At 44.6% G+C, this 12931-nt stretch carries 10 protein-coding genes; 8 read left to right on the top strand and 2 right to left on the bottom strand.

Translation table 11 applies throughout. The features are described from left to right. The first annotated feature begins 89 nt into the window (after positions 1 to 89). Positions 90 to 311, top strand: coding sequence for a zinc ribbon domain-containing protein (locus tag FKQ60_RS14845; RefSeq protein WP_158137954.1), 222 nt, complete (start codon positions 90 to 92; stop codon positions 309 to 311). Positions 312 to 336: 25 nt separating this feature from the next. Here FKQ60_RS14845 and xseA read toward each other — a convergent pair whose 3' ends face one another. Further along, complete coding sequence (gene xseA / locus FKQ60_RS14840; protein ID WP_158137955.1) at positions 337 to 1668, bottom strand: exodeoxyribonuclease VII large subunit; 1332 nt, start codon at positions 1666 to 1668, stop codon at positions 337 to 339. A 208-nt stretch (positions 1669 to 1876) separates the two neighbouring features. On the opposite strand from xseA, the gene guaB reads away from it, so the two are divergent. Both guaB and guaA read left to right on the top strand, forming a co-directional pair. Further along, entirely contained in the window at positions 1877 to 3340 is a 1464-nt protein-coding gene (gene guaB / locus FKQ60_RS14835) for an IMP dehydrogenase (RefSeq protein WP_170905247.1), read from the top strand. A 91-nt stretch (positions 3341 to 3431) separates the two neighbouring features. After that, positions 3432 to 4985 carry a glutamine-hydrolyzing GMP synthase gene (gene guaA / locus FKQ60_RS14830; RefSeq protein ID WP_004395834.1) on the top strand — a complete coding sequence of 518 codons (1554 nt, stop codon included), beginning with the start codon at positions 3432 to 3434 and terminating at the stop codon, positions 4983 to 4985. 71 nt (positions 4986 to 5056) lie between these two features. On the opposite strand, the gene FKQ60_RS14825 is transcribed toward guaA, so the two are convergent. Next, positions 5057 to 5998 carry a LysR family transcriptional regulator gene (locus tag FKQ60_RS14825; RefSeq protein WP_170905248.1) on the bottom strand — a complete coding sequence of 314 codons (942 nt, stop codon included), beginning with the start codon at positions 5996 to 5998 and terminating at the stop codon, positions 5057 to 5059. A gap of 61 nt (positions 5999 to 6059) precedes the next feature. On the opposite strand from FKQ60_RS14825, the gene FKQ60_RS14820 reads away from it, so the two are divergent. From FKQ60_RS14820 to FKQ60_RS14800, 5 genes are all read left to right on the top strand, one after another. Beyond that, entirely contained in the window at positions 6060 to 7043 is a 984-nt protein-coding gene (locus tag FKQ60_RS14820) for an aldo/keto reductase (protein ID WP_158137958.1), read from the top strand. Next, positions 7040 to 8227, top strand: a complete 1188-nt coding sequence (locus FKQ60_RS14815; RefSeq protein ID WP_170905249.1) for an MFS transporter — start codon at positions 7040 to 7042, stop codon at positions 8225 to 8227. The genes FKQ60_RS14820 and FKQ60_RS14815 overlap by 4 nt, the downstream gene beginning before the upstream one ends. A gap of 384 nt (positions 8228 to 8611) precedes the next feature. Then, entirely contained in the window at positions 8612 to 10063 is a 1452-nt protein-coding gene (locus tag FKQ60_RS14810) for a chitinase (protein ID WP_170906684.1), read from the top strand. Between the two features lie 308 nt (positions 10064 to 10371). Then, positions 10372 to 11781, top strand: coding sequence for a BCCT family transporter (locus FKQ60_RS14805; protein ID WP_170906683.1), 1410 nt, complete (start codon positions 10372 to 10374; stop codon positions 11779 to 11781). Positions 11782 to 12167: 386 nt separating this feature from the next. Further along, the gene (locus FKQ60_RS14800; protein WP_154168954.1) at positions 12168 to 12761 is read left to right on the top strand and encodes a GPR1/FUN34/YaaH family transporter; all 594 of its coding nucleotides are present in this window, start codon (positions 12168 to 12170) and stop codon (positions 12759 to 12761) included. Positions 12762 to 12931 lie beyond the last annotated feature (170 nt).

The raw sequence follows: 12931 nt of genomic DNA, 5'->3' as shown, positions 1-12931 counted from the left end.
GAGTATCGTGTTGGATTAATCGACGGCTTCGGCTCTGCCGGTGATGTAGCGTCTTGGTAAAGTAATCGTTATCAGTAAGGAAACCTGCAATGGAAACATGTTGTCCACAATGCTCGCATGAATTGGTCTGGAATGGTCGTTATTACTGTGCGTCGTGTGATGTAAATTATACAAAAATAGCTCACTGCCCAGATTGTAGCGCAGAGTTAGAAAAGCTTCAGGCTTGTGGTGCGGCGAATTATTTTTGTCATTCGTGCAACGAACTTAAGTCTAAATCACGTGTTCAGATTGAATTCGCAAAGCTAAAGTAACAAGCTCGCTGGTTGTTGATGGTGATTAATTAACAGTAGAACGAATGTCACCCTGTGCTAAGCGGGTAACAATCACTTCACCAGTTTGGACTTGGTCTTTACTGTGGATCACTTCACCGCGTTCATTTTGGGTAATTGAGTAGCCACGAGAGAGGGTGGCGAGTGGACTGACGGTATTGAGTTTATCCACTAAGCGGGCATAACGATGCTGTGCGTCGAGTAATTGACGCTCCATTGCTTTACGCAACTGATGTTGGCTCATCATCAACTGATGCTTTTGTGCACTGAGTTGTTTTTCTGGAGAGCGAAGCTGTAAGCGATACTGCTGTTGGCTGACGCCTTTGGCTAATAACATCAAACGCCGTTGCATCGCTTGTGTCAATTGTAAGGTGAGTTCATCCAATTGTTGACGCTGTCGCTGCAAACGGTGAGCTGGGTGTTGTTTATCCAATCGGTGTTGCAACTGTTGTAACTGATTTTTTTGCTGGGCAAAGTAATAGCGAATGCTATTGGTGAGTTGGTGTTGTTTTTGATTAAATGACTGTTTTTTATTGCTATTGTCTCGACTTACCAGTTCAGCTGCAGCAGACGGCGTTGGCGCGCGCATATCGGCAACAAAATCAGCAATAGTGACATCCACTTCATGGCCGACTGCACTGATGATCGGGATTTGACTTGCCGCTATCGTTCTCGCCACAATTTCATGGTTAAAACACCAGAGATCTTCCAGTGAACCGCCGCCGCGGCCGACGATCAACACATCACATTCTGCGCGAGAATTCGCACAACCAATCGCTTGAGCGATACTTATCGCCGCTTCATTGCCTTGGACGATGGTCGGGTAAATAATGATTGGCAGACTTGGATCGCGGCGTTTCAGCACCTGCAAAATATCGTGCAGAGCAGCTCCGGTTTTTGAGGTGATCACGCCCACACAGCGCGGGTGTTCGGGAAGTGGTTTTTTGAGTGATTGCGCAAATAACCCTTCTGCGGCCAGTTGCATTTTGAGTTGTTCAAACTCTTGTTGTAGCCGTCCGTCGCCTTCAGGCTGCATACTTTCAATGATAATTTGATAATCACCACGAGGCTCATACAAAGAGAGCCTAGCTTTGACTAACACTTGTTGGCCATTTTGGGGCTTAAAAGAAACGGAACGGTTATTACCTTTGAACATCGCGCATTTGACTTGAGCGCGACTGTCTTTCAGGGTCAAGTACCAATGACCGGATACGGGCGCAGAGAAGTTAGAGATCTCACCGATCAGCCAGACGATGCCCATTTCATTTTCAAGTAACAATCTGACTTCAGCATTAAGACGAGAAACCGTGTAGATATTTGGATTAGTCAAGGAGGGCACCGCTAATTTGGCCAGACATAAGTATGGAAATTAGCGGCAATATAATACATATCAAGGGGGTAATTGCAAATAAAAAATTAAAAAATGAGTGGTCAAGCGATTGCTCTGGGCGTATAATCCGTCCGCAATATCAAATCTAAATCTCTTTATTATGCGAAACGATAAAGCGATTTATTACTCTTAACCTTCACGTTGTGAGATATTGCAAATGCTAAGAATTGCTAAAGAAGCTCTGACCTTCGACGATGTTCTCCTCGTCCCTGCACACTCTACTGTCCTCCCCAATACAGCCGATCTTCGCACTCGACTTACCAAAAACATTACGCTCAACATCCCTATGATTTCTGCGTCTATGGATACAGTAACAGAAGCTCGCCTAGCAATCGCACTTGCACAAGAAGGTGGCCTTGGTTTTATCCATAAAAATATGTCGATAGAACAGCAAGCGGAACAAGTTCACCAAGTAAAAATCTTTGAAGCCGGCGTGGTTACTCATCCTGTCACCGTTCGTCCTCAAGCAACGATTGCTGATGTCATGGCATTGACCGAGAAACACGGTTTTGCCGGCTTCCCTGTTGTCTCTGAGAACAACGAACTGGTTGGGATCATTACTGGGCGTGACGTGCGCTTTGTAACCGATTTAACTAAGTTAGTCTCTGATGTGATGACTCCGAAAGATCGTCTGGCGACGGTGAAAGAGGGTGCTTCAGGCCAAGAAGTTCAAGAGCGGATGCATAAAGCGCGCGTTGAGAAAATTCTGGTGGTTAATGATGAGTTTCAATTAAAAGGCATGATCACCGCCAAAGATTTCCACAAAGCAGAAAGTAAACCTCATGCATGCAAAGATTCTCAAGGACGTCTACGAGTCGGCGCTGCCGTTGGCGCTGCTCCGGGAAATGAAGAGCGCGTTAAAGCCTTAGTTGAAGCCGGTGTTGATGTACTGCTGATTGACTCGTCTCATGGCCATTCAGAAGGCGTATTGCAACGGATTCGTGAAACACGCGCCGCTTACCCTGATCTTGGTATTATTGGTGGCAACGTGGCGACCGCCGAAGGTGCCCGAGCACTGATTGAAGCGGGTGTTAGTGCCGTTAAAGTTGGTATTGGCCCAGGTTCTATCTGTACTACGCGTATCGTCACTGGTGTGGGTGTTCCGCAAGTCACCGCCATTGCTGATGCTGCAGAAGTCGCTAATCAATATGGCATTCCTGTGATTGCTGATGGTGGTATTCGCTTCTCGGGCGATATTTCTAAAGCGATTGCTGCAGGCGCATCTTGTGTCATGGTGGGTTCAATGTTTGCTGGCACCGAAGAAGCCCCAGGAGAGGTTATCCTCTATCAAGGCCGTTCTTACAAAGCTTATCGTGGCATGGGTTCTTTAGGTGCGATGTCAAAAGGCTCTTCTGATCGTTATTTCCAAACCGATAATGCGGCAGACAAATTAGTCCCTGAGGGTATTGAAGGTCGTATCGCTTACAAAGGTCTATTAAAAGAGATTGTTCATCAGCAGATGGGCGGGTTACGTTCATGCATGGGCTTAACTGGCTCACCAGATATTGAAACCTTGCGTACTCAAGCACAATTTGTTCGTATCTCTGGAGCTGGCATGAAAGAGTCTCATGTCCATGACGTACAAATTTCTAAAGAAGCACCTAACTATCGAATGAGCTAAACGTAAACGTTTGCTTTTTTCCTTGATGCCATTCTGAGAGGCGAGTAGACTCGCCTCCGTTTCTTAATTTAGCTGATAAGACTGCTTAACTATGACCAAGAACATTCATGATCAACGAATCCTTATTTTAGACTTTGGTTCACAATACACTCAATTAGTTGCACGCCGTGTACGTGAAATTGGTGTTTACTGTGAGTTGTGGAGCTGGGATGTCGAAGAAGCGGACATTCGCGAATTTAACCCAGACGGCATTATTCTGTCTGGTGGTCCTGAAAGCGTAACTGAGCTTAATTCGCCACGCGCGCCTCAATATGTATTTGACTCAGGCGTGCCGGTATTCGGTGTGTGCTATGGCATGCAAACGATGGCTGAGCAGTTGGGTGGCCGCGTAGCTACCTCTACCGAGCGCGAGTTTGGCTATGCGCAAGTTACGGTTTCTGGTCAATCGGCGTTATTTAACGATCTTGAAGCGATTCAAGATGTGTGGATGAGCCACGGTGATAAAGTGGTGGAAATTCCAGCCGACTTCGTAAAAATTGGTGAAACCGAGACCTGCCCATACGCAGCCATGGCCAATGAAGAGAAAAAATACTACGGAGTTCAGTTCCATCCAGAAGTGACGCACACCAAACATGGCCTCAAAATGCTCGAGAATTTCGTACTCGATATTTGTGGTTGTGAACGTTTATGGACGTCTGAATCGATCATTGAAGATGCGATTGCTCGGATTAAAGAGCAAGTCGGTGATGATGAAGTGATCCTTGGCTTATCTGGTGGCGTTGACTCATCGGTTGTCGCTATGCTGGTACACCGCGCGATTGGTGAACGTCTGACTTGTGTGTTTGTCGATAATGGCTTACTGCGCTTGAACGAAGGTCAGCAAGTGATGGATATGTTTGGCAATAAATTTGGCCTAAACATCATCAAAGTCGATGCTGAAGAGCGTTTCCTCGCCGCCTTAGAAGGCAAAGCCGATCCAGAAGAAAAGCGTAAGACGATCGGACATGTGTTTGTTGATGTTTTTGATGAGCAAGCCAAGAAATTGAAAAACGCTAAATGGTTAGCGCAAGGCACGATTTATCCGGATGTGATTGAGTCAGCCGCCTCTAAGACTGGTAAAGCGCATGTGATTAAATCACACCATAACGTCGGTGGTTTACCGGATGATATGGAAATGGGCTTAGTGGAACCATTACGTGAACTGTTTAAAGACGAAGTACGTAAAATTGGTCTTGAGTTAGGTCTACCTTACGACATGCTATACCGCCACCCATTCCCAGGTCCAGGTCTTGGTGTGCGAGTCCTCGGTGAAGTGAAGAAAGAGTATTGCGATTTGCTACGTCGTGCTGACGCTATCTTTATTGAAGAGCTGCACAATGCGGATTTGTACAATAAAGTATCGCAAGCGTTTACCGTTTTCTTACCAGTACGCTCTGTTGGTGTAATGGGTGATGGCCGTAAATACGACTGGGTTGTGTCACTACGCGCAGTAGAAACGATCGATTTCATGACTGCCCATTGGGCTCACTTACCTTATGAATTTTTGGGTAAGGTTTCCAACCGTATTATCAATGAAGTGAGTGGTATTTCTCGCGTGGTGTATGACATCTCCGGTAAGCCACCCGCGACTATTGAGTGGGAATAGGCTTAGTTGTAAAAACTAACCAAGTCCTTATAAAATAAAAATGCCAGTCAGTATTACTGACTGGCATTTTTTTATAGGGATAATGATAGTTGGTTTTCAGAGATAAGCATATCTAGGAAATCGACAACAGCCCTAACTCTACGTGAGTGTGCCAAATCTGAGTGAATAGCCAACCAAATAGGCTGATCACAACCCACATCACCTTGGACACAAACCAAGTTTTTTTTCTTAGAAATAAAATGAGGGAGTATAGCCATTCCAATTCCTGCTTCTACAGCGCTCATTTGTGCTGACAGACTGGTTGTGATTAAGCGACAAGGTTTTCCTCTTAACATTTTTGTTAACCATTGTGCTGCTGGCAAATTTTGCTGCATTTCAGACCACCCTATGAAATCATCATGTTCGAAAGATAAGCTAGTGGTGTCTGAGCGCTTTCTATTGTTTACGTAGTCTTGTGAGGCGTAAAGCCCAAACCCTAGTGTGCCTAGTCGGCGGATACTCACATTACCCCGTTCCGGTCTTACCATACGCAAGGCAATGTCAGCATCGCGTCGGTGTAGGTTAACTGTGGACACGCCCGTGACTATCTCCATGGTTAAATTTGGATGAGCCGCAATAAGTTTTGGCATGGCTGGAATAATTAGATAATCGGCCAATCCTTGCGCTGTTGCCAGGCGTACATGACCCATCACTTCATCATTATTACGATACGTAGCATCTCCAAAAGCAAAGCCAGCTTGCTCTAGGGCTTCAGCCGGTGAAATCAGATCTCTGCCTTCATCGGTTAATGTATAGCCCTGTTGATCACGCGTAAATAAGCGAGTCTGTAGAGCAGACTCCAGACGTTCTAAACGTCGAGAAGTGGTGGCAATCCCCAAATTTAATCGTTTTGCTGCGCGACTTAATGTGCCTTCTCTAGCGATGGCGAGAAATATCCTGGCATCATCCCAATTCAAAGACGGGGGGGTGTTCTTGTTTCCATTTTCGGAAAACTGATTGCAGTTTGTGTGCATATAAATCTCCACTTTCGGAAAGCATAATGAATATCTCAACGTAAACCAAGGGATATTAATTATGAAGAAACGTGTATTAGGTCAAAGTCTTGAAGTCTCCGAGATAGGGTTAGGCTGTATGGGCATGAGTGAATTTTATGGGCCCAGAAATGACGCCGAATCCAAGTCGGTACTCCATAAAGCTATTGATCTTGGCTGCACTTTTTTAGATACCGCAGATACTTATGGCCATTATCATAACGAGCAGCTACTTGGGGAGTTTTTGAAAGAAAGCCGTGCTGAAATTAAAGTTGCGACTAAGTGTGGAATTGTGCGTCGTCCTGGGGAGTACCAACGAGTAATTGATAATAGTCCAGATTATATTCGTCGTGCTTGCGAGAGTTCACTACGCCGCTTAGGTGTTGAATGCATCGACTTATACTATATCCATCGATTAGATCCTAATGTGCCTATAGAAACAACCGTTTTTACGTTGTCTCAATTGGTTAAGGAGGGGAAAGTTGCAAATATTGGCTTATCTGAGGTCAGCGCAAGTACACTGAGAAAAGCGCATGCTGTTCATCCAATTAGTGCCGTGCAGACCGAGTATTCACTGTGGACCCGTGATGTGGAGCAAGATGTTTTGCCAACTTGTAGAGAATTAGGTATTGGTTTTGTTCCTTATTCTCCATTAGGGCGTGGTTTTTTGACAGGGAATATTACGCCTGACAGTGACTTTACTCCTGAAGATGCAAGACAATCATTACCGAGATTCACGCCTGATAACCTAAGAGCAAATCGGCCGCTAACAGAGGTGGTTGCTAGCATGGCCAGTAGTAAGTCATGCTCTTCGGCACAAATTGCATTGGCATGGTTATTAGCACAGGGACCTGACATCGTACCTATTCCGGGTACAAAGAAAATGAAGCATTTGATTGATAATTTGGGAGCTCCTGATGTCGTATTAACGGCAGCCGATTTGGCCCGCATTGAATCAGCAGTGCGAGAATTTCAGCCCGCAGGGGAGCGTTATACAACTGAAGGTATGAAAGGAGTGAACGCTTGAGCCCGTTAAACCACACAAATTGGCGCAGCTGGGTCGCTGTTTTTATGCTTGGTATTGCGTCATTTACGGTTGTTGCTACTGAGTTAGCACCAATAGGTATGTTGTCTTCGATTGCACAGGATATGCAGCAGAGTGCTAGTTCTACAGGGTTAGTGGTTACTTTGTATGCATGGCTTGGTGCCGCTGCCGCTTTAATTTCAGTCATGATGATTAGCCATTTACCCCGTCGACCATTGTTAGTCGGACTGATGCTATTATTGGGGCTGTCTAATGGTGTGGCAGCTGTCAGTCATAGTTTTAGCGTATTGCTAGCTGCCAGGCTTGTCGGTGCTCTTGCTCATGGTGCTTTCTGGGCAATGATTGGCACTTTGGGCGCACAGCTGGTCTCAGAAAGTAGCGTGGGGAAAGCCACTGCCATTATTTTCGGCGGCGTTTCAACCGCGAGTGTTTTAGGTGTCCCACTGATTAATTGGATAAGCTCTGATGCTGGCTGGCGATCATCATTTTTACTTTTAGCAATATTATCTGTTGTTACGGCATTAACTCTGGCTCTAAGCCTTCCGCATGTATCAGGTACACCGCGTTTGGGAAGGGGTCAACTCTTCTCTGTGTTTCGAAATTCGAAGTTGAGAATCGTCTACCTCATTGCGGTTTGTGGTATCGTTTCACACTTTGCTGCATTTACTTATATTGAGGTGTTACTTTCTTCAGTGATTGCCCTGCCAAACAGTTGGATCTCTATCTGTCTGTTGACATTTGGTGTTGCTGGTATAGTTGGTAACTTCATGTGTGGAATGTATATAGACAACTACTTAAAGAGAGTCCTTAGCACAGGGCTTCTACTTATTTCGTTGTGTTTGATGTTAATTAGTCTTCCGACTGTTAACAGTAAAATAATTACACTACTGATCGTCTCCGGATGGGGCCTTGGTGTTGCGATACTATTCGTTGGTCTTCAAACATGGATCATCCGATTAGCTAAAGACGATGCATTACCAGCTTCAGCTATTTATGCTGCTATTTTCAATGGCGCTCTTGGTATGGGGGCCGTATTAGGAGCAGGAATTTTAGACCATTGGAATATTAGTACGCTTTATTTATCTGCTTCATTAATTACGCTGCTAAGTCTTGCTTTGATGGTTGGTAGTCGTAAAGGGGCTACGGAACAAGCTACTATGGTATAAGTTTGGAATGTTATAAAATACGTCGACGATCAGCAAAAAATCAAAAAAATTCTGCGCATGGTACAGATGATGGTATCGTTAATAGTCTCCTTTCTAACTAGCTGTTATATAGATTTATTTTCTGCTCATTGATATTCGAGTGGGAATGATTTCCCAGTATTGGTTTTTTGAGTTTACTGTTTATCAAACCTCAGGTTCTGCCTGAGGTTTTTTATTGGGCCACATTTGTCGTGGTGCTTCCAAGAAAAATGTCACCATGCAACATAGGTGTAGGATGATCGCTAATGCCTCGCAAAACCGTCTTATCATCGTTTGTTTTTGCTTAAAAGCAGATGAATGGCCTCTATCCTAAAGTGGCGTTTATCAATAAGAGGTATTTTTTTCATGTTCATACTCAATAAAACGGCCTGTTGGGTGAGTCTTATTTGTGCACTCCCAAGCTATGCAATGACGATTCAAGTCGATCCTCTCGACAGCTCCGGATACGTGGTATCTCGCGTGGAGTTACAAGCCATTGAACAGCAAAAAGCGGCGGATCCTATGTATGCGATTTGGTCACAGGCTTTACGAACAGCACCTAATAGTTTAGTCGACAGTATTGAGCCGGGGTTGGTGAGTAATCCAGACAATGTAAAACGGGTGGAAAGGGTTTTTCCTGAACATGAGTGGAATTTCCTCACTCATATGGCCGCACCTGAATACACCTATACCCGATTTTTAAGAGCCATCGGCAAGTTCCCCGCCTTTTGTGGTGATTATGATGATGGACGTGATGCCGATGCTATTTGTAAAAAGTCGGTGATCACGGCTTTTGCACATTTTGCTCAAGAGACCGGGGGCCATATTGCGAAAGATAATATTTCTGATAATCCACTCGGACTGGAAGAGTGGCAGCAAGCGCTTGTCCATGTTCGGGAAATGGGCTGGTCGGAAGGGCAACTTGGTTATACCACAGGATGTGGACAAAATGACTGGCAAAACCGGAAATGGCCGTGTGGTGATGGACAAGGTTATTTTGGTCGCGGTGCCAAACAGCTTTCTTATCATTTTAACTACGGTGCTTTTTCAGAAGTGATGTTTGATGGGGATGCTTCTGTATTATTGAATAATCCCGGATTAGTCGCGGACTCTTGGCTTAACCTTGCTTCTGCGATTTGGTTCTTTTTAACCCCTCAAGCACCTAAACCAGCAATGTTGCACGTTATCGACCGTACTTGGACGCCTTCTCAACGTGAAATCGATGCAGGAATTGGTTATGGATTTGGTACCACCATCAATGTCATTAATGGTGGAATTGAGTGTGGCGAGCAAAATAAAGATAAAGGTCAGCCGGTTAACCGGATTCGTTATTGGGAAGGTTTGGCTGAGCATTATCAGATCCCGATTGAAACTGATGAGCTGAATACTTGTTGGCAACAAACGCCTTATGGCAGTTTAAATTTGAATGGTGCAACGGATGTCCTTTACACCAATTGGGACGGCAATTGGCGTTATTATCCTGATCGTCCCGGTGGTTACTCTTTTGAGTGTAATTTAGTCGGCTTTCAAACCGCCTATTCAGCTCTGGTTGAAGGCGATTATGAAAAGTGTGTGACCAACTATTATCAGTCTCACGCCAGTTGGCCTAAAGTGCGGGTGGTAGAACAATTAGAGTCAACCGAGCCTGAACAGCCAGATGAACCACCGGTTGAAGGAACTGAGCTATGGCAAGCCAGTAAGGTTTACTATGCTGGTGATCGTGTGACCTATCAAGGAGTGGTGTATCAGGTGAAATGGTGGTCGCAAGGTGATGTACCAACAGCGGGTGATCCTTGGATGGCGATTACACAGCCCTAGATAAATAGCGTTATCTTTAAAGTAACAGGCGATATAGATTAACTCATATTGCCTGCTGCTTTTCTCGATAAAAGGCAGGAGAGGAGCATCAAGGTTGCAAAAATGAAAATAAATTGTGTTAAGCTAGGTCAACATATGCCACGGTTTTTGTATATTCTCAGCATGGTTTTGGGATCGTACTTAACAATGGTTTCTGATGACCTATTAGCGGATTAATTGCGTATTAGGTCATGCCGATTGACTGACTGATACCTGATATTCATGACTTTTTTACCACAACCTTCCCACCGCCTGATTTTTTTGCCGCTTTGATTGCGGTTTTTTTTGTCGCTTTTCCTAGCATCAGCGTGGCTAAACTTGCTCAATTAACCCAATGGAGTATTGAGCAGTTTGACGATCAAATTATCCTTCTTTCCAGCTTGGCTGTTGTCTTGTGCGTCGTACTTTGTTTTAGTCCAATCGGTAAAAAAACACTCGGTGATGGTCAGCCAGAGTTTTCTTTTACGACGTGGTTAATCATGCTCTTTACCACCGGGATGGGTTCGGGGTTAATTTTTTGGGGCGTTGCGGAGCCGATTTTCCATTTTAATCATCTGCCAAGTATCGATTATCAAGGCGATCAAAAAGATCTCGCTTTAGCCTTAACTTATTTTCACTGGGGAATTCATGCTTGGAGTTTGTATGCCCTCGCTGGCTTGATGATGGCGTGGCTAGCTTATGTACAAAAAAGACCGATGCGAGTCAGTGCGTCATTTGTTGGTCACAATAAAGCGGGGTGGTTATCCAACATTGACCTAATTGCAGTATTGGCGATTTTATTTGGGATTGCTGGTGTGTTGGCTAATACCATGGCACTGGTTGAGCAAGGGATACGTAGTGTTAGTGGTTATCAAGGGGATTTAACCGTATTGCGGATTGGTTTGACGGTGTTACTTGGCGTGTTATTTACTGCATCAAGTGCGTTAGGCTTACAAAAAGGCATTAAGCAACTCAGCCGTTTTAACGTCTTGCTCATGTTGGTTTTATTTGCCGTGGTGTTTGTTTATGTTGATACCTTAGCGGTTATCCAGCGTCTATTGAGTTCTTTAGTCACTTATATCAACATTCTACCGCAAGTCTCGTTCGGTGCTCTGGGAGAAAATAAAAGCTGGAGTCAAAATTGGACGGTGATTTATCTGGTTTGGTGGATAGCGTGGACGCCGTTTGTTGGGCCATTTATTGCTCGCATTAGCCGCGGACGAAGTATTCGACAATTTTTGTGTTGTACCGTGCTGATCCCTACACTTGCTTCTGTTTTGTGGTTCTCTGGCTTTGCTGGTGCAATATTCGATAGTCTTTATCTACAAGAAGTCATCACAGCAGTGAGTGATGATTACACCAAAGGCTTATTCGTGTTTTTCTCTCATCTTCCTGCGAGCAATCTATTAGCGATAGTGGCGCTGGTATTGTTACTAACGTTTGTTATTTCAAGTGCTGATTCGGCTATCTATGCCGCTGGCATGCTGACCAATGATCAACGTTTGACCAGTAAGATCAGTTGGTCAGTGATTGTGGTCACTTTAGCGATTGCCTTGGTTACGATTAACGATGTTGATCTCAATAAACAGATTGCCATCGCAGGGGCACTGCCGTTTACGTTTGTATTAATTGCACAAGCTTGCTTTACCTTGCTAACTCGCGGCTCATCCTCAGCTCAAGCCGCCGAACCAGAGGGCTAAAATGACTTAAGCTGAGTTATTCTCGGTCATGAATTGAGGACGGAGACTGGTCGATGATTAGACGTCAGCTCCATCCTTGACTGCCCGTCTCTGAGTAATCAGGGAAATCAGGGATATCATCCCTTACTACTTGAAGTGGCTACGTTCGTTGGTACTTATCACATCACACATCACACATCACACATCACATCGTATAGCTATGTTCATGGAAACGCACTTACTTACCCAATAACCTTTTATTTCAAGGACTTTGGCTATCTATTTTTACATGTAACAAAAAGTGTATAAGTGTAATCTAAGTTTTCATTAATGGTTTTTCCTTTTTGACGACTTGTTCACTAAACTTCGCGCGTAATTTTTTATTAACATTTTTGAAGGTAATGTGAATGTCGACGCAACTTGCTAACCCTGCGCCGCTTGGCTTGATGGGTTTTGGTATGACAACAATTCTACTTAATATCCATAATGCTGGTTTCTTTCCTATTGATTCAATGATTTTGGCAATGGGGATCTTTTATGGTGGCCTTAGCCAAGTGATTGTTGGCATCATGTGCTTTAAACGCGGCGATACTTTTGGTACCACTGCGTTTACCTCATACGGTTTATTTTGGTTAACCTTAGTGGGTTTATTGGTGATGCCATATATGGGACTGCCAGCCAGCCCGGCTCATTTTATGGGCTGGTATTTAACGTTGTGGGGCATTTTTACTGGCTTTATGTTTATTGGTTCACTGTGCTACCCAGTCGCTAAACAAGTGGTGTTTGGTTCGTTAACTATCTTGTTTGCTTTACTGGCGCTGCGTGATTTTACCGGTAGTGAGCTGATTGGTACGATTGCTGGTTTTGAAGGTATTTTCTGCGGTGCGAGCGCGATTTATTTTGCCATGGCGCAAGTGATCAATAATGAATATGGCCGAACCGTATTACCGATTGGTGCTAAGCGTAAAGCGGCGGTGGTCGCTGAGCCAGTTAGCGCTTAAATCCTACATAGTCTACAAAAGCTGGCTCAGGCCAGCTTTTTGCGTTTGTGCGCCGAGCATGGCGTTGATCTAGGAGGTGAAAGTCCTCTACGGGCTCAGTCGAGCGGGAACCGTTAGCCTATGCAAGGGTGTTCATCGTGAGGTGAAATCTGAAGGAAGCAAATGGCAAA

It is taken from the genome of Vibrio sp. A11 (genome assembly GCF_013048705.1).
In the GTDB taxonomy this organism is placed as follows: Bacteria; Pseudomonadota; Gammaproteobacteria; order Enterobacterales; family Vibrionaceae; genus Vibrio; species Vibrio metschnikovii.
This window is presented reverse-complemented; position numbering and strand designations above follow the sequence as displayed.

Coding starts and splice junctions, on each gene's coding strand:
- FKQ60_RS14820 (WP_158137958.1), top strand. CDS start 6,060: ATGAAGAAACGTGTATTAGGTCAAAGTCTTGAAGTCTCCGAGATAGGG.
- FKQ60_RS14810 (WP_170906684.1), top strand. CDS start 8,612: ATGTTCATACTCAATAAAACGGCCTGTTGGGTGAGTCTTATTTGTGCA.
- FKQ60_RS14800 (WP_154168954.1), top strand. CDS start 12,168: ATGTCGACGCAACTTGCTAACCCTGCGCCGCTTGGCTTGATGGGTTTT.
- FKQ60_RS14825 (WP_170905248.1), bottom strand. CDS start 5,998: ATGCACACAAACTGCAATCAGTTTTCCGAAAATGGAAACAAGAACACC.
- guaA (WP_004395834.1), top strand. CDS start 3,432: ATGACCAAGAACATTCATGATCAACGAATCCTTATTTTAGACTTTGGT.
- guaB (WP_170905247.1), top strand. CDS start 1,877: ATGCTAAGAATTGCTAAAGAAGCTCTGACCTTCGACGATGTTCTCCTC.
- FKQ60_RS14845 (WP_158137954.1), top strand. CDS start 90: ATGGAAACATGTTGTCCACAATGCTCGCATGAATTGGTCTGGAATGGT.